Raw genomic sequence first — 25,514 nt, forward strand, 5'->3', positions numbered from 1 at the left:
AGCTGAATCTAAAGGAGTGGGAAGGGAGTGAGGAAGCTGGAGCTTGCAGAGAAAGGCTTAACCAAAACAAAAGAGGCATTATTTGATGAATTGATCCGGCACTATCTGAAAAAGGTGTTGCGACTCGTGTATTTGATGGTCAAGGACCGCAGCTTGGCAGAGGATATCACACAGGAAGTGTTCCTGTTAGCTTACAAAAACTTGGAGAAATTCCGCCAAGAGAGCTCGATGCAAACATGGGTGTACCGAATCGCCGTCAACGAAGCGAAAAAACACCTGCGCTCGTGGTCGTTCCGTCACCTGTTTTTCAAACCAGAAGTGGACATAGAGGTAGTCGAGGGAGCAGAGTCGACCGTTTTGCAAAATGACCTTCGCGCCCGTTTTGCTCATCTTGTCATGAAGCTGCCGCATAGCTATCGTCAGTTGATTGTTCTTCACTACTACGAAGAGTTGTCCGTCGAGGAGATTGCGGTGATTATGGACACGTCCGCAGGAGCGATTTATACGAAAATGCACCGTGCACGTCAAAAGCTCAAAGCGCTCCTGGAAAAGGAGGGGATCGAATGAACCTGGATAAATTGCTGGAGGAATTCAAGGGAACGGCTGACCGGACACTGTTGCGCGGAATGGACGATACGACTGGCTTGGAGGAGCGGATTCGCATGAATATCGAGAAGAAAGGCAAGAAAAGGTTTCGTTTCACCTACCCTGTAAGCGCAGCACTTGTTGCGGTTGTGCTTGTCATTGGGTTTACCCCTTATCTACTGCAAAAGGAAAGTACGAGTACACATACGCCGAGCGGAACGTCTGCCGAGCCAGGTACCCATCAAAAGCCCGATCCAAAGGCTCATCCTGCCTCTGATGATCAGGCGATTATGGAAACGGTGGATGAAATCGTCGGTGCCTTGCGTGTTGGGATGACACAAGATCAAATCAAAGACAAAGTTTCGACGACTTACACAGCCATGGATGATTACGGAGCCGGCGGGGACGATGGTGCAGATGAGTATTGGGGCTATTCGATTTTCGCAAAAGAAGGGTATAAACGAAAAGACTGGGCGATGATCGAGACAGAAAGTCTGTTAAAAAGAGACGTGGGCTTGGAGCTGTTAGTTGGATGGAAGGATAAAAAGCTTCATTGGTATACCGTAAGCTATGTCCAAGGAAAAGACGTCTATCTTTTCAAAATGAACAGCAACGGTACCGTTCATGAGGATGTCGTAGATGTCCCCCAGGATGGGACACAAACACCAGTAGCTACGTCCGTATTTGATTTAAAGCCAGAGGAACAGGATCGTTATTACAATTACATGTATGAGAAAAAAGATGAGCTTTTGCGTGGTTTATCTCCAATCGATGTATGGAAGCTGTATGTGACAGCACAGCAAGAGGGTCAGCTCGAAATGCAGTACGCTTTGCATATCGAGGACGATGGATCAGAGAAGCCAACACTGGAGCAATACTTGGAAGATAGGAAGAAAGATCCGGTTGGAGCACGAAATAGCTGGAAGCAGCTGAAAACGATGCGAGAATTGGCAAGTGACATAACGCTTGAGCAAACGTCTGACAAGGAAGCGGTTGTATGGGTGACCTTCAAGGACAACAGGGATAAGGTTGCATATAAAATGCAGAAAAACAAACAAGGCTTCTGGAAACTAAGCTGGATGGCACAACAATAGCAAGAACAGCCTGACTCTCCCAAAAGTCAGGCTGCTCTTTTTTTCATTATTGATTGACTATTCGTACGGAAGACGGCAAAATAAAAGTAAGCAAAATGAACGAACGCTCGATCAATTTAGTTTTTATTGATGTGAAACACCATCCGAATGGAGGTCATTCGATGAAAACAGTCATTGTAGGGGCAACGCGTACCCCGTTTGGTAAGCTTGGCGGATCTTTGAAAGCGCTATCGGCAGTAGAGCTCGGTTCCATTGTAATCAAGGAAGCGGTAGAGCGTGCTGGCATTTCCGGCGATCAGGTGGACGAAGTGATCATGGGCATGGTCTTGCAGGCAGGTGCGGGTCAGGTGCCCTCACGCCAGGCGGCTCGCAAGGCTGGTTTGCCGTGGAATGTAGCGAGCGAGACGATTAACAAGGTATGTGCGTCAGGGATGCGTGCAGTGACGTTGGGGGACCAGATCATTCGCGCAGGAGATGGAGAAATCATTGTCGCTGGCGGCATGGAGAGCATGAGCAACGCACCGTACGCACTGCCGGATGCACGCAACGGGATGAGAATGGGAGATGCGACGGTTCGCGATCTCATGATGTACGACGGCCTCACTTGCCCGTTTCATCAAGTGGCGATGGCTGTGCACGGCAGCAATGTGGCGGAAGAGAACGGGATTACGCGTGAAGAGCAGGATGCGTGGGCACTGCGCAGTCAGCAGAGAGCTGCTCAAGCGATGGAAAATGGACTTTTTGCCGAAGAGCTAGTATCGGTTTCCATTCCGCAAAGAAAAGGGGAGCCGCTGCAAGTAATCGTGGATGAAGGACCGCGTCCAGATACCACCGAGGAAGGATTGGCGAAGCTGCCTCCCGTGTACAAAAAGGACGGGACGATCACGGCAGGCAATGCTCCAGGAATCAACGACGGAGCGGCAGCGATGGTGTTGATGTCGGATGCAAAAGCGCAGCAACTGGGTATCAAGCCGCTTGCGACGATTCTTGGTCACGCAGAGGTCGGCGCAGATGCACCTTATATCGCGACAACTCCGGGGCTTGCCATTAACAAGCTCCTAGAGAAGACAGGAGTAGCTCTTTCTGACATCGATTTGTTCGAGGTAAACGAAGCATTTGCCGCGGTGATTTTGACCAGTGGCAAAATCGTTGGCTGGGATGCAGAGAAAGTGAATGTAAACGGGGGAGCGATTGCGTTCGGACACCCGATTGGCGCGAGTGGTGCTCGGATCATTATGCACCTTGCTTATGAATTGAAAAGACGAGGCGGCGGCTTAGGGATCGCGGCAATTTGCAGTGGTGCCGCACAGGGTGACGCCATCTTGATTAAAGTAGAGTAAGGGAGGCCTTTTTGCATGAACGTACAAACGATTATGGTCATCGGGGCAGGACAGATGGGCAGCGGGATTGCCCAAGTAGCGGCACAGGCTGGCTTTCGTGTTTATTTGAACGACGTCCAGCAGGCTTTTGTGGAACGCGGCCTGGCTACGATTACGAAAAACTTGTCGCGCAACGTGGAAAAAGGCAAGCTTAGCGAAGCGGAAAAGGAAGAGATTCTCGGTCGATTGACACTGTCTACTGATCTGGCAGATGCGTCTGATGCGGATTTTGTGGTAGAAGCGGTGACGGAAAACATGGCAGTCAAAACGCAAATCTTTTCCAAGCTGGACGAGGTATGTCCACCGCATACGGTGCTCGCGAGCAATACATCCTCCCTGCCAATTACAGAGATTGCCGCAGTTACGAAGCGGCCGGAAAAAGTAATCGGGATGCATTTTATGAACCCCGTTCCAGTGATGAAGCTGGTTGAGATTATCCGCGGCCTGCAAACAGCCGATGAGGTTTATCAGCTGACAGAAGATTTGTCCAAGCAAATGAGCAAGGTACCCGTGAGCGTAAACGATTTCCCAGGTTTTGTGTCCAATCGAGTACTGATGCCAATGCTGAATGAAGCGATTTATTGCGTGTACGAAGGAGTTGCAACACCGGAAGCGATCGACGAAGTCATGAAGCTGGGCATGAACCATCCGATGGGACCGCTTCAGCTGGCTGATTTCATCGGGCTGGACACTTGCCTCTACATTATGGAGGTACTGCACGAAGGGTTCGGTGATTCGAAATACCGCCCATGCCCGTTGCTGCGCAAGTACGTCAAAGCAGGATGGCTAGGCAAAAAATCCGGTCGTGGTTTCTACGTGTACAACTAGGCAAGGTAGTTCAAAAAGTCGTCTTTTGATCACGAAGTAGTACTGAGAGTGTATGCGACGTCGAAAGTGGCGTTCACCTTCGAAGTCCGGAGCTCATGTAGTTCTCTACATTCCGCTCCTCCTTCTTCAGGTTCTCGCCACTTTCTCGGTGCTGAAATGACGACTTTTTGAACTTTTGCTAGAGAGGACTTTTCGCAGAAAGGTAGGACGGACATGGATTTCCGATTGAACGAAGAGCAAGAGATGATGCGCCGTATGGTGCGAGACTTTGCCCAGAAAGAGATCGTACCTTTCGTCCCTGTGATGGAAGAGACGGACCAGTTCCCGCGTCAGATCCTGAAAAAGATGGGCGAGATGGGGCTCATGGGCATTCCGATCGCCGAAGAGTGGGGAGGAGCAGGAGCGGACTTTATGTCCTACATTTTGGCCATTCACGAGATTTCCAAGGTGAGTGCGACAGTAGGCGTCATTTTGTCCGTGCATACCTCCGTCGGGACGAACCCGATTCTCTACTTCGGTACCGAGGAGCAAAAACGTAAATACGTGACCAAGCTTGCGAGTGGGGAATACCTCGGAGCTTTTGCCTTGACCGAGCCGCATGCAGGTTCTGATGCGAGCAGTATCCGAACCACAGCCGTGAAAAAAGACGATGAGTACATCCTGAACGGAAACAAAGTGTTCATCACGAACGGTGGAGAAGCAGATACGTATATCGCGTTTGCTGTAACTGATTCTACAAAGGGAACCAAGGGAATATCGGCCTTTATCGTAGACAAGGATACACCGGGCTTCACGGTGGGGAAAAAGGAAAAGAAGATGGGATTACACGGTTCCTATACGACAGAGCTCGTATTCGACAATGCGCGTGTACCGGCTGCCAACCTGTTGGGGCAGGAAGGGGAAGGCTTCTGTATCGCGATGGCGAATCTGGATTCCGGTCGGATCGGGATTGCTGCACAAGCCCTTGGTATAGCCGAGGCCGCAGTCCAGTACGCGACAGAGTATGCGCGGGAACGCAAGCAGTTCGGACAACCGATTGCCAAGCAGCAAGCCATCGCCTTCAAGCTGGCTGACATGGCGACGAAAGCAGAAGTAGCCCGATTGCTGGTATACCGAGCGGCGTGGCTGCGCAGTCAAGGAATTGCTTGTGGAATGGAAGCCTCGATGGCAAAACGCTTTGCTACAGACGCCGCGATGGAGCTCGCCACAGAAGCCGTGCAAATCTTTGGTGGCTATGGCTACACCAGAGAGTATCCGGTTGAGCGTCTATTCCGGGATGCGAAAGTAACGCAGATCTATGAGGGCACCAACGAAATTCAGCGAATCGTTATCGCCAAGCATTTGCTTGCTGATTAATAGAAAGATGAAAAACACATGGGGGAGTGATTCATATGAATTTCCAACTGACGGAAGAACATGACATGATGCGCAAAATGATTCGCGACTTTGCAGAGAATCAAGTAGCTCCGACAGCAGCCGAGCGCGATGAAGAAGAGTGCTTTGATCGTTCCATTTTTGAGCAAATGGCTGAGCTTGGACTGACGGGCATTCCTTGGCCGGAACAATACGGCGGAGCAGGTGCAGATTACCTGAGCTACGTCATTGCAGTGGAAGAACTCTCCCGTGTGGATGCCTCCATCGGTGTGACACTGTCCGCACATGTTTCCTTGGCGAGCTGGCCGATTTACAAATTCGGGACAGAGGAGCAAAAGCAAAAGTTTTTGCGTCCATTAGCAGAAGGTAAGAAGATGGGTGCGTACTGTTTGACCGAGGCGGGATCTGGCTCCGATTCTGCTGGAATGCGCACGACAGCCGTACGCGATGGTGATCACTACATTATAAATGGCAACAAAATTTTCATTACCAATGCGGGCGAAGCAGAAATCTACATCGTATTCGCGGTCACCCAACCAGAGCTGAATCATAAAGGCATTACGGCTTTCATTGTTGAAAAAGGCATGGACGGCTTCACGATGGGGAAAAAGGAGAAAAAGCTGGGTATCCGTTCCTCGCCAACACTTGCAGTCAATTTTGAAGATGTGCGCGTGCCGGTAGAAAATAGACTGGGCGAAGAAGGTCAAGGCTTCAAGATCGCGATGATGACGTTGGACGGTGGAAGAAACGGTATCGCCGCTCAAGCATTGGGAATTGCACAAGGTGCATACGAGCATGCGCGGAACTATGCCAAAGAACGCAATCAGTTCGGCAAACCAATCGCTTCCTTGCAGGCAATCCAGTTCAAGTTGGCAGATATGGCTACCAAGATCGAGGCATCCCGTTTGCTCACTTACCAAGCAGCGTGGTTGGAGGATCAAGGTCTACCATACGGCAAAGCATCTGCGATGTCCAAAGTGTTTGCAGGAGATACAGCAATGGAAGTAACAACCGAGGCAGTTCAAGTTTTCGGGGGTTACGGCTACACGCGGGAGTATCCTGTGGAGCGCTTCATGCGTGATGCCAAAATTACACAAATCTATGAAGGAACAAATGAAATCCAACGTGTCGTGATCAGTAATTTCCTGCTAAAAGAGTAGGAAGCTGTCCAGTCTTCCAACACGATTACACACATAGAAAAGAAAAGTTTGGCTTTGTGCTCTTACTCGCGTATAATGATCTGCGAATGATACAAAAGTAGAGTGTTTGCGCCTTCTTTTCTATGAGGCGTCTGACCAAACGCTCAGTCGGTTGGAAAGGTGGATTTTGGAGTGTCTGACAAGAGAAAAGCGATACCGTCCCTGGTAAAGGACCCAAAACTGATCGAGAGAAGAAGAGAGCAGATTATTGAGGCTGCCGTTCATCTCTTCATTAATAAAGGTTTTCATAAAACGACGACAAGGGAGATTGCCCGAGCGTCTGGATTTAGTATTGGTACGTTGTACGAGTATATCGAGTCAAAAGAAGACGTGCTCTATCTTGTTTGTGATGCCATCCATGCGGAGATGGAGACGCGTTTGCGTGAAGCGATCAATTTCAACGGAACTGGCTTGAAAACATTAAAGATCGCACTAAAGAGCCTGATCCGCGTGATGGATCAGATGAGCGACCGCGTTTTGCTTATTTATCAGGAAGCCAAATCATTGCCGAAAGAAACACTCCGCTACGTGTTGGGGCGTGAAGAAGCCATTTCGCATATTTTCGTCGAAATCCTGGAAAAAGGGATTGCCGATGGTTCGCTGCACATTGACGAAAAGAACGTCAAGCTGATGGCGGACAATATCATGGTACTGGGCGAAATGTGGGTATTCCGCCGCTGGGCATTGAAAAAGCACTATACCATTGAGGAGTACACAGAGAAGCAGATCGCGCTTCTGCTTCGCGATATCAGTGTCTCCGATTAAGAAGAGAGTTTAAAAAGTCTGGGAAATATAGAGTGCCAAGCATACCTCGCGTCTACCGCGCCTTGATCTGCTTGGCCCTGTTTTTCCTCCTTTTTAAACTTAATTAAAAGGAGAGTGGAACGATGGAAACAGAAGTGTATCGTCCGCAAAACAAGGTTCGCTTTGTGACCGCAGCTAGTCTGTATGACGGTCACGACGCCTCGATTAATATCATGCGCCGTATTTTACAATCGTCGGGAGTAGAAGTGATCCATCTCGGACACAACCGTTCTGTTGATGATATTGTAACAGCCGCTGTTCAGGAGGATGTGCAAGGGATTGCCATCAGTTCCTACCAAGGCGGTCATGTGGAGTATTTCAAATACGTAATTGATCTATTACGCGAGCGGGGAGCAGAGCATATCCGTGTTTTTGGCGGCGGTGGCGGCGTTATCGTTCCACGCGAGATTCGGGAATTGGAAGAGTATGGAGTCTGTAAAATTTACTCGCCAGATGACGGCAGACGATTGGGCTTGCAGGGCATGATCAACGACATGATCAGACATAGCGATTTCCCAACCGTTAAGCAGCTGGAGGAAGAAGTAGCAGGCTTGCGTGAGCAAAATCATCAGGCGATTGCCCGGCTTATTTCCGTTGCAGAGTATGCAGTGGAACAGCCCGTATGGACAGAACCTCTCCGTGAAAGTTTAGTGGAAGCTGATTCAACCATTCCGGTATTAGGGATCACAGGTACGGGTGGAGCAGGAAAAAGCTCATTAACGGATGAGCTTGTTCGTCGATTTATTCGCATTTATCCCGAGAAGGCGGTTGCGATCTTGTCTGTCGATCCATCCAAGCAAAAATCAGGTGGAGCGTTACTTGGTGACCGCATCCGCATGAATGCCAACTCGACACCGCGTGTTTACATGCGCAGTCTCGCCACCCGCAAATCGGGCATGGAGCTGTCTGCTGCATTAAAAGACGCGATTCAAGTAACCCGTTCTGCCCATTTTGATCTGATTATTGTGGAAACGAGCGGGATTGGTCAGGGGGATGCACAGGTCACAGAAGTGTGCGACGTCTCCATGTACGTCATGACCAGTGAATTCGGGGCACCATCTCAATTGGAAAAGATTGATATGCTCGACTTTGCTGATGTGATCGCGATCAACAAATTTGAGCGTAAAGGCTCGGAGGACGCTCTTCGCGAGGTTCGCAAGCAATATCGACGCAATCACCAGCTTTTTGAGCTGCCAGATGAGAAGGTTCCAGTGTATGGTACGATTGCGAGTCAGTTTAACGATCCGGGAACGAATGTATTGTTTGCTGCTCTGATGCATCGAATTGTAGAAAAGACTAGTGTTGACTGGTCTGTAGAGCATTTGGATACGACTCCCGTAAAGATTCATAAAACTTCATTGATTCCGACAGAGAGAATCAATTATTTGCAAGACATTGCCAACACGGTCCGCCAATACCGTGCGTATGCCGAAGAGCAGGCGTTGATTGCGCGCAAGCTGTTCCAGTTGCAGGGCGCAAAGGAGACGGTGCTTGCCTCGGGAGATGCTGCAGCTGTTGAGCTGGCAGCGGTGCTCGATAAACAAATCGTTCTGTTTGAAGAAAAGCTACATCCGGAGTGCCGACGTATCCTGGAAAATTGGCCCAAGCTCAAGGAAGCGTATCGGAAGGATCAATTCGTCACGAAAATTCGCGACAAGGAATTGGTTACCAAGCTTTTCAGCGAATCGTTGTCGGGTACACGCATTTCAAAAGTAGCCGTCCCTGATTACGAAGATTGGGGCGAAATTTTAAAGTGGTCGTTAAAAGAAAATGTCCCAGGTGAATTCCCGTATACCGCAGGAGTATTTCCGTTTAAACGCGAGGGAGAAGATCCAAAGCGACAATTTGCAGGTGAAGGTACTCCAGAGCGGACGAACAGACGCTTTCACTTCCTGTCTCAAAATGATGAAGCGAAGCGACTCAGTACGGCTTTTGACTCGGTTACGTTGTATGGTGAGGATCCTGACTATCGCCCGGATATTTACGGGAAAATTGGTACGAGTGGGGTCAGTATTTGCACACTGGATGACATGAAAAAGCTGTACGCCGGCTTTGACCTTTGTGCGCCTAGCACTTCTGTGTCCATGACAATCAACGGTCCTGCGCCGATGATTTTGGCCATGTTCATGAATACGGCGATCGAACAGCAGCTGGATGCTTTTGTCCGAAAAGAAGGACGCCAGCCTACCGAGGACGAAGCAAAGCAAATCAGAGCGTACACACTGTCGACTGTTCGTGGAACCGTTCAGGCAGATATTTTGAAAGAGGATCAGGGGCAAAACACGTGTATCTTCTCGACAGAATTTGCCTTGCGGATGATGGGGGATATCCAGCAGTATTTTATCGACCAGAAAGTGCGGAATTACTACTCTGTGTCCATTTCCGGCTATCATATTGCGGAGGCGGGGGCGAATCCGATTACGCAGCTTGCGTTTACGCTGTCTAACGGATTTACCTATGTCGAGTACTATTTAAGCCGAGGCATGAACATCGATGACTTTGCACCAAACCTGTCCTTCTTCTTCTCCAATGGTCTCGATCCGGAATACACCGTGATTGGACGTGTGGCTCGCCGAATTTGGGCAACCGTGATGAAAAATCGTTATGATGCAAATGACCGTAGCCAAAAGCTGAAGTACCATATCCAGACATCCGGCCGTTCCTTGCACGCGCAGGAGATGGATTTCAATGATATCAGAACGACCTTGCAGGCCTTGATTGCCATTTACGACAACTGTAATTCTCTTCATACGAATGCATACGATGAAGCGATTACGACCCCAACAGAGAACTCTGTGCGGCGTGCGATGGCAATTCAGATGATCATCAACAAGGAAATGGGACTCGCGAAAAATGAGAACCCGCTTCAAGGGGCATTCATCATCGATGAGTTGACTGATCTGGTAGAAGAGGCAGTTATGCAAGAATTCGAGCGGATCAGTTCTCGCGGAGGCGTGCTGGGGTCGATGGAGACTCAATACCAGCGCGGCAAAATTCAAGACGAGAGCATGTATTACGAAATGAAAAAGCATACGGGCGAGCTGCCAATTATTGGGGTAAACACGTTCATTAATCCGAATGCATCTGAGGATGATTACGAGATTGAATTGGCTCGCGCAACGGAAGAGGAAAAAGAACAGCAAATCATAAATCTCCGTGCATTCCAGGAGCGCCACAAGGATGTGTCTGCGGTTGCGCTGCGGCGTCTGCAGGAAGTGGCCATGGCGGGAGAGAACATCTTTGCCGAGCTGATGGAGACGGTAAAAGTAGCATCGCTTGGACAAATCAGTGCTGCTCTGTATGAAGTGGGCGGCCAATACCGCAGAAATATGTAAGACAAATCCCTCGGTAGCGATTGCCGAGGGATGTCTTTGGTTTTGGTGTCGACAAGAATTAGTCAGCCCCTGTTTGAAAGCCTTGCATTTTCGTCTAAAATAAGGAATACTGTATGATAGCCTTCTTATGTTGTACGTTGTACAATCGAAGAAATTGATATCATTTATGAATGACTTATACAAGCCTGCGTCCCCCGAACAGGGCACCGGGTTAGTATTCAAATCAATCGTTTTCATATGGAAAGGACGTGCCCTGAGTGAGTCAATTGTTTGCTCATATTGATTCCGAGAAACTGAGTGAGATGGCGTTAGTTGACATTGCGTATGAAATTTTGCGTGAAACTAACCGCACTTACAACTTCCGCGAGCTGATGAATGAACTGGTTGCAGTGCGCAAGCTGACAGATGAACAACTCAAGGCAATCATCGCGCAAGTATACACAGAAATTAACATTGATGGCCGTTTCGTGTGCCTCGGTGACAACGTATGGGGATTGAAACGCTGGTACCCAACCGACACCGTGGAAGAAACCCAAGAGGGTGGCGGAACAAAGAAGAAGAAAATCGTCACGGAAGACGACTTCGACGATTACGATTCCGAAGACGAAGGTGTCGAAGAATACGAGGAAGACGATGTTGTCATCTTTGAGGATGAAGAGGAATTCGTCGACGAGGATTCTGAAATCGAAGAAGAAGAAATCGATGGAGAAATCGACGAGGAAGAACTCGAAGACGAAGATGATGAGATGTTCGAAGAGGGCGAAGAGCTTGCAGAAGAGGAATCTGACGAAGAGCTCGACGACGAAGACGAGAAATAGGTCCTTGACTTCCGCTTAAGGGACAGATAAAATACTCCTTGGGCTTCACATGAAGAAGGATCAAATATGGGAAACTATAAAACAAAAGTGCCCCTACCCCATTTCTTTACGGGATAGGACTCGCTTTTGTTTTTCTTTTTTTTTGGAGCCGTCTTCATTCGATTTTTATAACAACTTAAGGGTGAGGGAAAGAGGGGACGTAAACGATGACGAAGTATATTTTTGTGACAGGCGGGGTTGTATCCTCGTTGGGAAAAGGAATTACAGCGGCTTCTCTGGGCCGACTCTTGAAAAATAGGGGTCTGAAGGTAACCATCCAGAAGTGTGACCCATACATCAACGTTGACCCGGGAACGATGAGTCCGTATCAACACGGGGAAGTTTTCGTAACGGACGATGGTGCGGAAACAGATCTGGACTTGGGCCACTATGAGCGCTTTATCGATATCAACCTGAGCGCTAACTCCAATATGACGACTGGTAGAATTTACTCAACTGTCATCGCCAAAGAACGCCGTGGCGACTATTTGGGAGGAACCGTTCAAGTTATTCCTCACATCACGAACGAAATCAAAGATCGCATTTTCCGTGCAGGTCGCGAAACCGGGGCAGATGTAGTGATTACCGAGATCGGTGGAACTGTTGGAGATATCGAGAGCTTGCCATTCCTTGAATCCATCCGCCAGATCAAAAGTGACATCGGTCGTGAAAACGTCATGTACATTCACGTAACCCTGGTACCATATATCAAGGCAGCAGGTGAAATGAAAACCAAGCCTACGCAACACAGCGTGAAAGAACTGCGCAGCTTGGGTATTCAACCAAATGTGATCGTGACACGTACGGAGCAACCGATGACGCAAGAAATGAAAGACAAGTTGGCTCTGTTCTGTGATATCGATAAAAACGCGGTAGTGGAATGTGTAGACGCTGATAGCCTTTACGATGTACCACTGCAATTGCAAGCACAAGGCTTGGACGATTACGTATGCCGCCACTTGGGTATGACTTGCCAGGAAGCGGATATGACAGAGTGGAAATCGCTCGTATCGAAAATCAAAAACCTGTCCAAGACGACTACCATTGCAATCGTTGGTAAATATGTAGAATTGCATGATGCGTACTTGTCCGTAGCAGAAGCGCTGTACCATGGTGGCTATGCGAACGACTCCAAAGTAGAAATCAAATGGGTGCACGCGGAAGAAGTTACGTCAGAAAATGTTGGCGAACTGCTCGGTGATGTAAATGGTATCCTCGTACCAGGCGGCTTTGGCGATCGTGGTATCGAAGGTAAAATTATCGCTACGCGCTATGCTCGTGAAAATAAAGTGCCATTCCTCGGAATTTGCCTGGGTATGCAAATCGCTGTGATCGAGTTCGCTCGCCACGTAGCGGGTATGGACGGCGCAAACAGCTCCGAGATCAATCCGAATACAGCGTATCCGGTTATTGACCTCTTGCCAGAGCAAAAAGATATCGAGGACAAGGGCGGTACAATGCGTCTGGGTCTCGGTCCAACCAAAGTGGAAGAAGGCACGCTGACTGAGGCTGCATACGGAAGTACCCTCGTTTATGAGCGTCATCGCCATCGCTATGAAGTGAACAACGAATACCGTGATCAATTGGCGCAATTGGGCTTGCGTTTTGCGGGTACAACTCCAGATGGTCGTCTGGTTGAAATCGTGGAAGTTCCAGAACATCCATGGTATGTAGCGACACAGTTCCATCCAGAGTTCACATCCCGTCCGAACCGTCCACAGCCACTGTTCCGTGACTTCGTGAAGGCTTCCCTGAACAAATAACATAGGTCGATAAATAGAAAGACGCACCCGCGATGTAAAGTCGCAGGTGCGTCTTGTGCTTTCAAAAGCAGATCAATGAAACAAGGGCGATAGCCAGGCTACCCAATAGGCGGACGGAATGAGGAGGAATTGAGCCAAAATCGTTCCGATAAAACGTGAGATCATCAGCCACAGGTACATGTCACGAATCGATTGCTGTGTGGTTTTCCCTTGCATTGCTTTTTCTGTCAAAAGGGCAATTTGCGGGTCTACCAGAATCGTCATGAAAATCGTGGCAAAACCGTTGATTAATCCAGAAGACATCAGAACGGTTGCTTTGTAATCCGGGGCTAGTAATGTCGCGTACAACACGGACAGTACGCTGCTTGTGTAGATAGCTGTCCCCAATGCATTTAATAACAGTAATCGTTTGGGAACGCCTTTGATTCGAAACCGAGAGATGGCTTGCCAGCTAGGAATCCGGACATGATGGTGGACACGGCGGATGGTTTCGACAGTAACTGCCGTGCGAATCATTTGCGGAATCGAGCCCGCTAGCTCCAAGTGCGAGATCATTCGTTTCGATATTTGGACAAAAGTGGGAAACAGTACGATAGCCGCCAAGGTTCCGAGTGAGGACGCTGCTATAATCACGTGCAATTGCGTGCTAGGATCAAATTGCTCGATCGCAGCTTGATCCATCAATCCCCCAGTGAATGGTCCTTGAATCAGGTTGGAAGTACGGGAGAGGAGCAATACGATCCCAACCAGAGACATCGCTACAGCTATCCTGCCCGTTTGTACCCCTGCAAAACGGATTCCGTAGGTAAGTGTCTCTGTCGTATGGATAATAAATGTTAACAAGCAAATTAGCCACAGAGCATCCATAGTAAGTATCTGGCTCCTTGTGTGTAGGGGAAATTGGTTTTTCCCATTATACTCGAAATGAGGCCTATGGGAAATTTTAAGCAGAGGTTCAGCAAAAAAGGTGAAGGAGTTTCCTGATTTTAGGCGAACCCATAATAATTAAGAAAACGCATTCGTCAGGGGGGAATCAGAATGTTCGACAAACAAGATAAAAAGGTACTGGTTGTGGATGACCAGTATGGGATTCGCATTTTACTGTATGAAGTGCTGGGAAAAGAAGGGTACAAGACCTTTCAGGCAGCAAACGGGAAAATGGCATTGGAAATCGTGGAAAAAGAATCGCCAGATTTGGTTATCCTCGACATGAAGATCCCTGGGATGGATGGTATTGAGATCTTGAAACACATCAAGAAGATCAATCAGGAAATCAAAGTCATTATGATGACAGCTTACGGAGAGCTGGATATGATCAAAGAAGCAACACAACTGGGAGCATTGACCCATTTTACAAAACTATTTGATATCGATGAACTACGAATGGCGGTACATCAGCAATTAGCTTGTTAAGAACTGACTGCTAAGGTCAGGGTACAAGCGTCCCTGTTAACAAATGCCTGTCTGTGGTATAATAAGCCACATGACTGAAGTCTGCTAGAGGAGGATTTACAAAATGCCACTGGTACCTATGACCGCTTTTACCGAAGACGTCAAAAAGCATAAATACGCCGTCGGACAATTTAACCTGAACAATCTGGAGTTTACTCAAGCGATTACGGAAGCCGCGATGGAAGAAAAGTCGCCTGTGATCTTTGGTGTTTCTGAAGGTGCACTGAAATATATGGGGATCGATTATACAGTAGCGATTGCAAAAGTGGCTGCTGAACGCGCAGGAGTTCCTGTTGCTTTGCATCTTGACCATGGTAGCAATTTCGACATGGTAATGAAGTGCATTCGCGCTGGGTTCTCTTCTGTTATGTTCGATGGTTCCCATCATTCGTTTGAAGATAACCTCCGCCTGACTAAACAGGTTGTAGAGGCTGCTCACGCTGTTGGCGTATCGGTAGAAGGTGAACTCGGTACCATCGGCGGGGTGGAAGACGACTTGTCTGTTGACGAGGAAGATGCTACTCTGGCAAATCCTGAGGAAGCAATCCGCTTCTGGGAAGAAACAAAAGTAGACTACGTAGCGATTGCTGTAGGTACAGCACACGGTATGTATAAAGGGGTTCCAAAAATCCGCTATGACATCATCGAAAAAGTAGCGAGCAACATTGGAGCGCCGATCGTTCTTCACGGTGGTTCCGGCGTACCAGACGAAGCGATCATCGAATCCATCCGTTTGGGCGTAGGAAAAATCAATGTAAATACAGAAAGCCAAGTCGCATGCACGGAAACAGTTCGCAAAGTGCTGGCTGCCAAGCCGAATGAGATCGACCCACGCAAATACCTGACCCCTGCTCGCGATGCGATCAAGGAAGTAGTAAAAGGAAAAATGCGCTTGTTCGGAAGTAGCAACCGCGCGTAACTGGGAGGATAATCATGCGTTTTTTGATTGATACAGCAAACGTTGAAGAAATCCGCGAGATTCACGAATGGGGAGTTGTAGCGGGCGTAACGACAAATCCGTCCCTGGTTGCCAAAGAAGGACGCGATTTTGTAGAAACCCTGAAAGAAATTCTCGATATTGTTGACGGTCCGATCAGCGCCGAAGTCATCAGTACAGATGCAAAAGGAATGATCGAAGAGGGAGAAAAGCTCGCTGCTCTCTCGAAAAACATCGTCATCAAGCTGCCGATGACCGCAGAAGGTTTGAAGGCAACCAAGTATTTTGCTAAACGCAAAATCAGAACAAACGTAACACTGGTGTTCTCCGCGAACCAAGCACTTTTGGCTGCGCGCGCAGGTGCGAGCTTCGTGTCTCCGTTCTTGGGACGCCTGGATGATATTGGTCAAGATGGCATGCAATTGATCGAAGACATTGCAGAAATCTTTTCCGTTCACGGTATCGACACCGAGATCATTGCGGCATCTGTGCGCCACCCTGTTCACGTAACGGAGGCAGCACGCCGTGGTTCTCACTTCGCTACCATTCCAGCGAAAGTATTTAAACAACTGATTGCCCATCCACTGACAGACAGTGGCTTGGAGAAATTCCTCGCTGACTGGGCAAGCATGCAAAAATAAGGACACGTGTTGAAAGTCCAAGCACCTTTTCCATTGGGGAAGGTGCTTCTTTCCCGATTACGCCTGAGGAGAGCAAAGCATGGATAAGCTGATCATCAACGGTGGAAAACCGCTCGCGGGGACGGTGACCATCAGCGGAGCAAAAAACAGCGCAGTCGCACTCATTCCAGCAGCGTTGCTGGCAGATGGACCCGTTGTTATTGAGAATCTCCCCCGTATTCAGGATGTAGGTATTTATCACGAGCTCTTGCAGGAAATGGGAGCTGACGTGCTGTTCGAAGAAGATTGGATGGAAATCGATGGACGCGCTATGAGGCTGATGCTCATGCCAAATGGTCGTATCAAAAAGCTTCGTGCCTCGTACTATTTGTGGGGAGCGTTGCTCGCCAAGTTCGGTGAAGCGCAGGTTGGCTTGCCAGGTGGCTGTGATTTGGGCCCACGTCCAGTAGATTTGCATATCAAAGGCTTTGAAGCGATGGGCGCCGAAGTGGAGAACAAAAACGGCGTCATGACCATCCGTGCCCAAAATGGACGGTTGCAGGGTGCGCGAATTTATCTCGATCTGGTCAGTGTTGGTGCGACCATTAATATCATGCTGGCTGCTGCCAAAGCAGAGGGTGTGACAATTATTGAAAACGCTGCTCGTGAGCCTGAGATCGTCGATGTAGCGACCTTGCTCAACAACATGGGAGCAAACATCAAAGGCGCCGGAACGGACATGATCCGCATTCAAGGCGTAGAACGCTTGCGCGGATGCCGTCATACGATTATCCCCGATCGAATCGAAGCGGGGACGTACATGATTGCGGCAGCGGCTACGAACGGCAATGTGATGGTGGAGAATGTTATTCCGAAGCATTTGGAGTCTGTAACGGCCAAGTTGCGCGAAATCGGTGCGCAAGTGGTAGAGCAGGATGACAGTATTCAAGTCATCGGACATGATTCTTATCGATCAATCGATGTGAAAACAAGTCCGTATCCGGGCTTTCCAACGGATCTCCAGCAGCCGATCACGACCTTGCTGACTCTTGCCAAAGGCTCAAGCATCGTGACGGACAATATTTACAGCTCGCGCTTTCGACATGTAGATGAACTGCGCCGTATGGGAGCTTCCTTGAAGATTGAAGGAAGATCCGCTGTCATCGAAGGCGGAAGCAAACTGAATGGTGCCAAAGTGGTAGCTTCGGATTTGCGTGCGGGAGCAGCTTTGTTCATTGCTGGCTTGGCAACGAACGGCACGACAGAATTAGAAGGACTCGAACATATAGATCGTGGCTACGAAAACTTGGTGGGCAAGCTGCAAGCCTTGGGTGCCGATATTACTCGGGTAGGCCTGCAAAGCATGGAAAACCACCAGCGTTAACCAATCACCAGGAGAGGAGTCTTCCAGAATGGAACGCAGTTTAACACTTGAACTGGTACGTGTGACTGAAGCAGCTGCTTTGGCTTCTGCCAGTTGGATGGGTCTCGGAAAAAAAGATGAGGCTGACGATGCGGCAACGACCGCAATGCGCAATGAATTTATGAAAGTACCGATGGATGGCATCGTAGTTATTGGTGAGGGCGAAATGGACGAAGCCCCAATGCTGTACATTGGTGAGCGTTTGGGCCAGGGAGTGGCTCCGGCAGTCGATGTGGCTGTTGACCCTTTGGAGGGAACAAATATCCTCGCAAAAGGTACATGGGGAGCGATTTCGGTCATTGCCATTGCAGACCGTGGAAATTTATTGCATGCTCCTGACATGTATATGGAGAAAATGGCAGTAGGGCCTAAAGCAGTCGGCAAAGTCGATATCAACGCACCGGTTCGTGACAACCTGAAAGCGGTAGCGCAGGCACAGGGGAAAGATATCAGCGATTTGGTCGCTATTGTGCTTGACCGAGATCGTCACTCTAAGGTGATTCACGAAATTCGTGAGGCAGGCGCACGTATTCGCCTCATCTCAGACGGAGACGTAGCTGCTGCGATCAATACCGCTTTCCCGGATACAGGTGTAGACATTTTGTTCGGTTCTGGAGGAGCTCCTGAAGGTGTTCTGGCAGCTGTTGCCTTGAAATGCCTCGGGGGAGAAATTCAGGGCAAGCTCTTGCCACAAAATGAAGATGAGATTAAACGCTGTGTCAAAATGGGATTGACGAACCCTCATCAAGTGCTGTTCATGGATGATTTGGTGAAAGGTGATGACGCCATTTTTGCAGCGACAGGTGTAACGGATGGCGAGTTGCTCAAAGGGGTTCGCTTCCAAGGAACTCGTGCGACGACCAATTCCGTGGTTATGCGTGCAAAAACCGGAACGGTACGTTTCATTGAAGGGAACCACCGCTTAGAACGCAATCCGAGTAACGGATTGTAAGAAAACAATTTTCGCATTTATATGTTGAGCTAGGTTTTTTCAAGAGTAAATAAAGAGTGGTGGATGTATGTTACTTTCTGAACTAGAAGAAAAGAAGCTGACCGACCTCTATAAGCTGGCCAAGGAATACCATATTCCGTACTACTCCCAGCTGAAGAAGAAGGAATTGATTTTCGCGATTCTTCGAGCACGTGCGGAGCGGGATGGTCTCATGTTTATGGAGGGGGTTCTCGAAATATTGCCGGAGGGATACGGCTTCCTCCGCCCCATTAACTATCTCCCCAGCTCGGAAGATATCTACATCTCCCAGTCGCAGATTCGCCGTTTTGATCTGCGGATGGGGGATGTGGTATCAGGAAAAGCAAGACCACCGAAGGAGAATGAACGTTATTTTGGACTCCTTCAAGTAGAGGCAGTGAACGGAGAAGACCCTGAGACAGCTGCAGAGCGTCTGCATTTCCCCGCATTGACACCGTTGTATCCTCAAACCAAGCTTGTACTGGAGACAGCCCCTGCACGTGTTTCCACTCGCCTGATGGATCTTCTCTCTCCTGTTGGACTGGGTCAGCGTGGATTGATTGTGGCTCCGCCAAAAGCGGGGAAAACCATGCTGATCAAAGAGATTGCCAACAGCATTACTGAAAGCCGTCCGGATATCCACTTGTTTGTCTTGCTCATTGATGAGCGTCCGGAAGAGGTGACAGATATGCAGCGATCTGTCAAAGGAGAGGTAGTTGCCTCAACTTTTGACGAGTTGCCTGAGAATCACATCAAAGTTGCTGAGCTTGTCTTGGAGCGTGCGAAGCGACTGGTTGAGCACAAAAAAGACGTGGTGATCCTGCTGGATTCCATTACACGTCTCGCGCGTGCCTACAACTTGGTTATTCCTCCAAGTGGTCGAACGTTGTCCGGTGGTATTGATCCGGCAGCCTTCCATCGTCCTAAGCGCTTTTTTGGTTCAGCGCGGAACATTGAAGAAGGCGGCAGCTTGACCATTTTGGCTACGGCTTTGGTTGAGACTGGCTCTCGTATGGACGATGTGATCTATGAGGAGTTCAAAGGAACCGGAAACATGGAGCTTCATTTGGATCGCAAGCTGGCCGAGCGCAGAATTTTCCCGGCGATCGATATCCGCCGTTCGGGTACGCGCCGCGAAGAGCTTCTGCTCACCAAAGAAGAGCTGGATAAGCTGTGGATGATCCGGAAGAACATGAATGAAACAAATGAGTTTGTAGACTCCTTTATTAAAAAGTTGGCAGATACAAAAACAAACGAAGAATTTTTGCAAACCCTTGAGTCAAAGCAACAGGGCAGAGGGAAAGCAGCTAGCACGACGGTGAGTTCATGATGACTCACCGTCATTTTTTTTGTGGCGTTGGCATACCGTTAGGAAGGGAGCTGGAAAAAAAGGAGGAGATGCTTCGTGGAGTACGTGCAAGTTAGCGCTCCGGTGGAGTCACAGATGGAAGCGAAAAAAGCTGTCGTGGAGCAGGCGCTATTTCAAGCGTTTAATCCCTATGCCAGTCTGGCTGCACCTGCACCAGCAACGAAAGGAAATTCAGTGATGTACGCTGTTCGGCAAGGAGATACACTATCCGGTATTGCCCAGCGCTACGGTCTTTCTTTAAAAAATCTGGTAGAGGCTAATGGCCTTACGAATCCCCATCTGTTAAGTGTGGGCATGAAGCTAATCATCAAGCGTGATGAAGTCGGACATATGGTGAAACGCGGAGAAACACTGGATTACATAGCAAGGCGGTACGGTGTAAGTCGGGAATCGTTAATCGAACGAAATCCACTGCTAAAATGGCTGTCGGACAACCTGTATGTAGGGCAGGTCGTGTACGTCCCCATCGCTAAAGGCAATCCGATGTTGGGGAATGATCCTCAGCAGAAGCGAAGTGCCGTTCAAGCGGCAAGTCGGCAAGTCATTACAAGGATTCGCGGCGGTCTAAGTTGGCCTGTCAGAGAAGCAACGCTTACAAGCGGATTTGGGGCGCGTTGGGGAAAAGAACACAAGGGTGTGGATCTGTGGAATGAACAGGAATCAAAAACCCCGATTTTGGCAGCGAGGGCAGGAGTTGTTGTGGAGGCAGGCGCCAACCGATCAGGGTATGGGCGGATGGTCGTGATTGATCACGGAGATGGCTTGCAAACCTTTTATGCTCATATGCGTCTCTTGCTCGTGTCACCTGGTCAAACCGTAGATGCGGGTGAGATATTGGGATACATGGGGCAAACGGGTAACTCTACGGGCTACCATTTGCACTTTGAAGTGCGCCAGGATGATGTGCCGATCAATCCACTTCCCTATCTTGGCAGGTAACCCTATACAATTTACATTGCTTTTTCAATGCGATACAATGGGCAAAGCAAAGAAGCGAGGCGATTTTCCCATGTATTTAGTTTACGCAGATGAAAAAGGCAATGTATACGACCACCCAGGTCTTTTTGCAGTGGCTCGTAACGGAGATATATTGACAGAAATTCTGGAAGAAGAACTGATCCCGCTCCCGGAAGGATCGACGTTGGTCAGTTTGCCGGACACCGAGCCGATCGGAATGGACCCTGACACAGGTGAAATGGTCAAGTTGGATGGCTGTACAGCAGTAGGCGCACTTGTGCCACAAGGAATTACAAGGCTATTGCTGCCAGGCTACGTGAAAACGAACAAGGAAAGCAAGCTGCCGTTGTTTGGGTATTCCGCAGTCGTTTGGAAGGATAACCGTTTCTGGGTAACGGGTCGGGCTAGTGACGATATCTACAAATGGGACCCGTTGAATTTCCCGATGGATGAACTGCGCCAGCGAGTGGCAAAGACGTTGGAGACGTTTCCGCAAAACCGCATTTTGAACCACTTGTCTCACTGTGCGTTGGAGTACGAATGCTTGACGGCCTCCAATAACTTTTTCAACCGCTGGGAAGGCAGCTTGCCTGTTTCCTATACCTGTAATGCCGGTTGCTACGGCTGTATTTCCGAGCAACCAGATGACAGTGGATTCCCTTCTCCACAGACGCGGATGAATTTCAAGCCGACAGAGGACGAGCTGGTGGAAGTCATGCTGCACCACCTGAAGTCACCGGAGAGCATCATCAGCTTCGGACAGGGCTGTGAGGGTGAGCCTTCTACGATGGCTTCCATCATTGTTCCTGCCATGCGTCGTGTACGGGAAACGACAGATATGGGCTTTATCAACATTAATACGAATGCGGGCTTGACGGATCATATCAAAGGCATTGTCGATGCCGGGCTTGATCTGATGCGCGTAAGTATTATCAGTGCGATTGACGAACACTATAATGCCTACTACCGCCCGCGCAACTACACGTTGGAAAATGTAGCGCGTTCTGCTGAGTACGCTGCATCCAAGGGTGTGTATACGTCGATTAACTACTTGTGCTTCCCTGGCGTGTTTGACCGCGAAGAGGAAATGGAAGCGATGATCGAGTTCATCCGCAGAACAGGCATTAAGCTGATTCAGCTGCGGAATCTGAATATCGATCCAGAGAGTTATCTGGCGATGATTCCAAAAGCGCAAGGCGAAGTATTCGGCATGAAGCAAGCCATCGAAATTTATCAGCAGGAGCTGCCAGATGTCGTAATCGGCTCGTTTACACATATTCCTCCAGATCAACTCCAGCGTAGGAAAAACATGGCGTAATCGGCCAACCAGTTGCATTTCGGCAGTGTTTCATGCTACTATCTGATATGTGTTTATATACTCTGTTTCGGCAAACGATTCAGGGCGGAAAGAGGTGTAGAAGAGATGAAACAAAACATTCATCCTAAGTACAACGTAGTAACCGTTAGCTGCGCATGTGGTAACGAATTTGAATCCGGTTCCGTGAAACAAGTGCTGAAAGTGGAGATCTGCTCCAACTGCCATCCTTTCTTCACAGGAAAACAAAAATTCGTTGATGCAGGCGGCCGTGTAGACCGTTTCAAACGCAAATACAATCTGTAATAATCAGAATGTATGGGAACAACCAGGTAGAGCAATCTGCCTGGTTTTGTCTTTTTCTGGCACTGATTTTTTCGGGAGGACAAACGATGACTGCTATAGTCTGGTTCCGTCGGGATCTGCGCTTGCACGACCATGCTGCTCTGCACGCAGCTAGGCTCACAGGTGATCCGATTATTCCTGTTTATATCGTGGAAGATTCGCTTTGTCGTTCTGCGGCTGTAGGAGATAAGCGACTGCATGCGCATTTTGCCGCGATAGCTGCACTCGGCGACGCTTTGGCTCAACTGGGAGGACGCCTCTTGATACGCCACGGCAACCCACAGCAAGTGCTTTGTCAATTAGCGCAAGAGACGGGTGCAAATAAGCTGTTTTTCAATCGTGATTATGCGCCAGAGGCTCGCAAGCGAGACGAGCTCGTGTCAGAAGTGTTGAGCAGTCAGGGCGTGCTTGTACATACATGCAAGGATCTGATTTTGCATGAGCCCGGGGAAATTATGACGAAGCAGCGGACACCGTATGCCGTTTTTACGCCTTATCGCCGCGTTTGGCAGACGCTCCCAAAAGACCGACCGTTCCCTCAGCCGACAAGATGGAATCTATTTGATCGGTTGAAGGAGTTGGCGAGTGAGCCTGTTCCAACTGTAGAGGCGTTTGGACGAAAACGACCGATCGGCCCCGAGTGGGAAATGGAACAGTTCGGGGAGCTGGCGGCACGTAAACGATTGCAGCAATTTTTAGATGGTGACATTTATACGTATAGAGAACAACGCGACATGCCAGGGGTGAACGCGACCTCCCGGCTGTCATTTGCCCTAAACGCAGGTACTCTGTCTATACGGACGGTGTATCATAATGTACAGGAAGTGCTTGCTTCCGCGCGGGGTGAACAGGTTCCCTCGATCGAAGCTTTTCTTACGGAACTCATATGGAGAGAATTTTATCAGCAGGTGCTTTATTTCCATCCACACACGACTGACCATGCCTACCTGCCACAATTTGAGAAGGTAGCTTGGGAAAACAGGAAGGACCTATTTACCCGTTGGTGTCATGGGGAGACGGGCTACCCGATTGTCGACGCTGCCATGAAGCAGTTGAATGAGACGGGATGGATGCACAATCGGCTGCGGATGATTACTGCCTCTTTTTTGACAAAGGATTTGCTTGTGGATTGGCGTTGGGGAATGGCCTACTTCGCACAGCAGTTGGTCGATTTCGATGAAGCAGCAAACATCGGGGGCTGGCAGTGGAGTGCTTCGACTGGTACCGATGCGCAGCCGTATTTTCGGATTTTTAATCCTGTCACACAAGGGGAAAAGTTTGATCCAGACGGGGGTTTCGTCAAAAAATATCTTCCCGTTTTGCGTGAAGTACCTCTACAATATATTCATAAACCGTGGGACATGCCGGAGCAAATCCAAGAGCAAGCAGGCTGTAAGATTGGCTTCGACTACCCGATTCCTTGTGTGGACCATGCACAAAGAAGAAAGCTGGCCATGGCCTTGTTTCAGGAGGCAAAAGACCGCCATGCAAAGACTGAGTAACAACTTTTAGGCAAAGGGAGATAGAGACGTGGCACAACTATATTTTCGGTATGGAGCGATGAACGCTTCCAAATCCATTCAATTATTGACCGTTGCCCACAACTATGAGCAATCGGGGAAAAAAGTAGTAGTGTTTACTCCAGCAGTTGATGATCGTTATGGCGTGGGAAAAGTTGCTTCGCGTGTTGGGATTAGCCGGGAAGCAATTCCGATTAGCGAAGAGACCGATCTGTATCAAATTGTAGAGGCAGAGTCAGTCAAGCCGCATTGCGTGCTGGTTGACGAGGCTCAGTTCATCAGCCGCCACCATGTGGATCAGCTCGTCAGGATTGTAGACAAGCTGGGAATCCCTGTAATCGTCTATGGCTTGTTGAAAAACTTCAAGAATGAGCTCTTCCCTGGCAGTGCCGCCCTGTTGTGCGAGGCTGACAAGGTCGAAGAGATCAAAACCGTTTGTGTTTATTGCAATAAAAAGGCGACACATATTCTCAAGTTCAAAAATGGACAACCCGTCTACTCTGGGGAGACGATTGAAATTGCTGGAAATGATACGTACAGCAGCGTCTGTCGCAAGCATTACTATACGCCACCAGTTGCCGAATAAAGAAAGCATAAGCCACCCCCTGTTTGTCCCGTGCATGAGCCCAAGAGGCGATGCGCAGACTAAGCAAAACAGGAGGTGGCTTTTTCATGCGGACACAGCCTATTTGGCGAAGCTCGTTGGTCATTCTGGGCTTGGTGGCATTCACTTCTGCCCTCACCGCCGGCTGCGGAGGAAATACAGCTAAGCAACAGGGCTATAGTACGGATATGAGGAATACGCAGCACAATATGAAGGTCAGAGGGGATCAAAGCGGCAATACGCTGCAAGGTCGTACTCCTGTTGCTGCAGATCGAGACCCGCTAATGGGGCGAAATCAAAATCCGAATATGGTTACCGGTCAAACGAATGTGCGCAATACGCCAGTCGAAGTAACCAATATGGAGAGGATGGCCATGTCGGTGAAAGGTGTAGAAAATGCTCGCATCACACTCAGCGATGCCAATGCATATGTTACTCTTGACCTTGTGCATAACATCACTGCGAATCAAGCGCGTACCATCGAGCAGCAGGTCATTTCGCTTCTTCGTGAAAGAATTCCAAACTATGATTTTCACTTAACCTCGCATGACGGTTACCATCGCTGATAGGTGAGCAGGACGTATGTAGCAAGGCTCGGCATAGCCGGGCCTGTTTGGCATCGGTAAAACATTTCCAGTAATAATGCACTTTGACTTCTTACGCCTTTCCTCCTATAATTTATCTGTTATAACCGTTTTTATGGTAGATAGCATTTTATCGCAATTCATATCTAACATACATGCTACCAAGGCTTCGCCTGCGCCAAAAGGCTATTATTCTTTGC

At 48.9% G+C, this 25,514-nt stretch carries 23 protein-coding genes; 22 read left to right on the top strand and 1 reads right to left on the bottom strand.

From position 1 onward, the window contains the following. The first annotated feature begins 27 nt into the window (after positions 1-27). The 10 genes from HP399_RS02875 (at position 28) to HP399_RS02920 (ending at position 13,218) form a co-directional block, all read left to right on the top strand. Positions 28-567, top strand: a complete 540-nt coding sequence (locus HP399_RS02875; RefSeq protein ID WP_173619739.1) for a sigma-70 family RNA polymerase sigma factor — start codon at positions 28-30, stop codon at positions 565-567. After that, positions 564-1,679, top strand: a complete 1,116-nt coding sequence (locus tag HP399_RS02880; protein WP_173619738.1) for a hypothetical protein — start codon at positions 564-566, stop codon at positions 1,677-1,679. Before HP399_RS02875 ends, HP399_RS02880 begins: the two co-directional genes overlap by 4 nt. Before the next feature lie 161 nt (positions 1,680-1,840). Next, positions 1,841-3,019, top strand: a complete 1,179-nt coding sequence (locus HP399_RS02885) for an acetyl-CoA C-acetyltransferase (RefSeq protein ID WP_173619737.1) — start codon at positions 1,841-1,843, stop codon at positions 3,017-3,019. A 15-nt stretch (positions 3,020-3,034) separates the two neighbouring features. After that, positions 3,035-3,886, top strand: a complete 852-nt coding sequence (locus tag HP399_RS02890) for a 3-hydroxybutyryl-CoA dehydrogenase (RefSeq protein WP_173619736.1) — start codon at positions 3,035-3,037, stop codon at positions 3,884-3,886. A gap of 213 nt (positions 3,887-4,099) precedes the next feature. Further along, positions 4,100-5,242 (top strand): acyl-CoA dehydrogenase, encoded by a 1,143-nt coding sequence (locus HP399_RS02895; RefSeq protein ID WP_173619735.1) that lies wholly within the window; start codon positions 4,100-4,102, stop codon positions 5,240-5,242. 35 nt (positions 5,243-5,277) lie between these two features. Continuing rightward, entirely contained in the window at positions 5,278-6,420 is a 1,143-nt protein-coding gene (locus tag HP399_RS02900; protein WP_173619734.1) for an acyl-CoA dehydrogenase, read from the top strand. A gap of 171 nt (positions 6,421-6,591) precedes the next feature. Continuing rightward, entirely contained in the window at positions 6,592-7,224 is a 633-nt protein-coding gene (locus HP399_RS02905; RefSeq protein ID WP_017252398.1) for a TetR/AcrR family transcriptional regulator, read from the top strand. Between the two features lie 122 nt (positions 7,225-7,346). Continuing rightward, complete coding sequence (icmF, locus tag HP399_RS02910; RefSeq protein WP_173619733.1) at positions 7,347-10,598, top strand: fused isobutyryl-CoA mutase/GTPase IcmF; 3,252 nt, start codon at positions 7,347-7,349, stop codon at positions 10,596-10,598. A 257-nt stretch (positions 10,599-10,855) separates the two neighbouring features. Further along, positions 10,856-11,416, top strand: coding sequence for a DNA-directed RNA polymerase subunit delta (gene rpoE, locus HP399_RS02915; RefSeq protein ID WP_173619732.1), 561 nt, complete (start codon positions 10,856-10,858; stop codon positions 11,414-11,416). Positions 11,417-11,622: 206 nt separating this feature from the next. Beyond that, the gene (locus tag HP399_RS02920; RefSeq protein ID WP_173619731.1) at positions 11,623-13,218 is read left to right on the top strand and encodes a CTP synthase; all 1,596 of its coding nucleotides are present in this window, start codon (positions 11,623-11,625) and stop codon (positions 13,216-13,218) included. Between the two features lie 72 nt (positions 13,219-13,290). Here HP399_RS02920 and HP399_RS02925 read toward each other — a convergent pair whose 3' ends face one another. Then, positions 13,291-14,085, bottom strand: coding sequence for a lipid II flippase Amj family protein (locus tag HP399_RS02925; protein ID WP_173619730.1), 795 nt, complete (start codon positions 14,083-14,085; stop codon positions 13,291-13,293). A 171-nt stretch (positions 14,086-14,256) separates the two neighbouring features. Between HP399_RS02925 and HP399_RS02930 the strand changes: the two genes are divergently transcribed. From HP399_RS02930 to HP399_RS02985, 12 genes are all read left to right on the top strand, one after another. After that, positions 14,257-14,631: a response regulator gene (locus HP399_RS02930; protein WP_173619729.1), complete on the top strand. Its 375-nt coding sequence runs from the start codon at positions 14,257-14,259 to the stop codon at positions 14,629-14,631. Between the two features lie 103 nt (positions 14,632-14,734). Further along, positions 14,735-15,589, top strand: coding sequence for a class II fructose-1,6-bisphosphate aldolase (fba, locus tag HP399_RS02935; protein WP_007725536.1), 855 nt, complete (start codon positions 14,735-14,737; stop codon positions 15,587-15,589). A gap of 14 nt (positions 15,590-15,603) precedes the next feature. Continuing rightward, positions 15,604-16,248, top strand: a complete 645-nt coding sequence (gene fsa / locus HP399_RS02940; RefSeq protein WP_007725535.1) for a fructose-6-phosphate aldolase — start codon at positions 15,604-15,606, stop codon at positions 16,246-16,248. A gap of 79 nt (positions 16,249-16,327) precedes the next feature. After that, the gene (locus tag HP399_RS02945) at positions 16,328-17,611 is read left to right on the top strand and encodes a UDP-N-acetylglucosamine 1-carboxyvinyltransferase (RefSeq protein WP_173619728.1); all 1,284 of its coding nucleotides are present in this window, start codon (positions 16,328-16,330) and stop codon (positions 17,609-17,611) included. Between the two features lie 28 nt (positions 17,612-17,639). Next, a complete protein-coding gene (gene glpX, locus HP399_RS02950) occupies positions 17,640-18,602 on the top strand; it encodes a class II fructose-bisphosphatase (RefSeq protein ID WP_173619727.1) in 963 nt (320 codons plus the stop codon). Positions 18,603-18,669: 67 nt separating this feature from the next. Further along, on the top strand, positions 18,670-19,950 hold the full coding sequence (gene rho, locus HP399_RS02955; protein ID WP_017252384.1) for a transcription termination factor Rho: 1,281 nt from the start codon (positions 18,670-18,672) through the stop codon (positions 19,948-19,950). Between the two features lie 75 nt (positions 19,951-20,025). Further along, positions 20,026-20,928, top strand: a complete 903-nt coding sequence (locus HP399_RS02960) for a M23 family metallopeptidase (RefSeq protein WP_173619726.1) — start codon at positions 20,026-20,028, stop codon at positions 20,926-20,928. Positions 20,929-20,998: 70 nt separating this feature from the next. After that, positions 20,999-22,264, top strand: a complete 1,266-nt coding sequence (locus tag HP399_RS02965) for a radical SAM family protein (RefSeq protein WP_137031928.1) — start codon at positions 20,999-21,001, stop codon at positions 22,262-22,264. A gap of 105 nt (positions 22,265-22,369) precedes the next feature. Beyond that, a complete protein-coding gene (rpmE, locus tag HP399_RS02970) occupies positions 22,370-22,567 on the top strand; it encodes a 50S ribosomal protein L31 (RefSeq protein WP_007725524.1) in 198 nt (65 codons plus the stop codon). An 86-nt stretch (positions 22,568-22,653) separates the two neighbouring features. Beyond that, the gene (locus HP399_RS02975; protein WP_173619725.1) at positions 22,654-24,108 is read left to right on the top strand and encodes a cryptochrome/photolyase family protein; all 1,455 of its coding nucleotides are present in this window, start codon (positions 22,654-22,656) and stop codon (positions 24,106-24,108) included. Positions 24,109-24,136: 28 nt separating this feature from the next. Next, entirely contained in the window at positions 24,137-24,712 is a 576-nt protein-coding gene (locus HP399_RS02980) for a thymidine kinase (RefSeq protein ID WP_007725515.1), read from the top strand. Positions 24,713-24,798: 86 nt separating this feature from the next. Further along, positions 24,799-25,296, top strand: coding sequence for a sporulation protein (locus tag HP399_RS02985; RefSeq protein WP_173619724.1), 498 nt, complete (start codon positions 24,799-24,801; stop codon positions 25,294-25,296). The last annotated feature ends 218 nt before the right edge of the window (positions 25,297-25,514 follow it).

The organism is Brevibacillus sp. DP1.3A (assembly GCF_013284245.2).
Lineage (GTDB): Bacteria > Bacillota > Bacilli > Brevibacillales > Brevibacillaceae > Brevibacillus.

Bases quoted from the DNA above. Each gene is read 5' to 3' on its own strand.
- HP399_RS02920 (WP_173619731.1), top strand. From the start codon at position 11,623: ATGACGAAGTATATTTTTGTGACAGGCGGGGTTGTATCCTCGTTGGGA.
- rho (WP_017252384.1), top strand. From the start codon at position 18,670: ATGTTACTTTCTGAACTAGAAGAAAAGAAGCTGACCGACCTCTATAAG.
- fba (WP_007725536.1), top strand. From the start codon at position 14,735: ATGCCACTGGTACCTATGACCGCTTTTACCGAAGACGTCAAAAAGCAT.
- fsa (WP_007725535.1), top strand. From the start codon at position 15,604: ATGCGTTTTTTGATTGATACAGCAAACGTTGAAGAAATCCGCGAGATT.
- icmF (WP_173619733.1), top strand. From the start codon at position 7,347: ATGGAAACAGAAGTGTATCGTCCGCAAAACAAGGTTCGCTTTGTGACC.
- HP399_RS02945 (WP_173619728.1), top strand. From the start codon at position 16,328: ATGGATAAGCTGATCATCAACGGTGGAAAACCGCTCGCGGGGACGGTG.
- HP399_RS02965 (WP_137031928.1), top strand. From the start codon at position 20,999: ATGTATTTAGTTTACGCAGATGAAAAAGGCAATGTATACGACCACCCA.
- HP399_RS02985 (WP_173619724.1), top strand. From the start codon at position 24,799: ATGCGGACACAGCCTATTTGGCGAAGCTCGTTGGTCATTCTGGGCTTG.
- HP399_RS02885 (WP_173619737.1), top strand. From the start codon at position 1,841: ATGAAAACAGTCATTGTAGGGGCAACGCGTACCCCGTTTGGTAAGCTT.
- HP399_RS02975 (WP_173619725.1), top strand. From the start codon at position 22,654: ATGACTGCTATAGTCTGGTTCCGTCGGGATCTGCGCTTGCACGACCAT.
- HP399_RS02925 (WP_173619730.1), bottom strand. From the start codon at position 14,085: ATGGATGCTCTGTGGCTAATTTGCTTGTTAACATTTATTATCCATACG.
- HP399_RS02930 (WP_173619729.1), top strand. From the start codon at position 14,257: ATGTTCGACAAACAAGATAAAAAGGTACTGGTTGTGGATGACCAGTAT.
- HP399_RS02890 (WP_173619736.1), top strand. From the start codon at position 3,035: ATGAACGTACAAACGATTATGGTCATCGGGGCAGGACAGATGGGCAGC.
- HP399_RS02880 (WP_173619738.1), top strand. From the start codon at position 564: ATGAACCTGGATAAATTGCTGGAGGAATTCAAGGGAACGGCTGACCGG.
- rpmE (WP_007725524.1), top strand. From the start codon at position 22,370: ATGAAACAAAACATTCATCCTAAGTACAACGTAGTAACCGTTAGCTGC.
- glpX (WP_173619727.1), top strand. From the start codon at position 17,640: ATGGAACGCAGTTTAACACTTGAACTGGTACGTGTGACTGAAGCAGCT.
- HP399_RS02900 (WP_173619734.1), top strand. From the start codon at position 5,278: ATGAATTTCCAACTGACGGAAGAACATGACATGATGCGCAAAATGATT.
- HP399_RS02895 (WP_173619735.1), top strand. From the start codon at position 4,100: ATGGATTTCCGATTGAACGAAGAGCAAGAGATGATGCGCCGTATGGTG.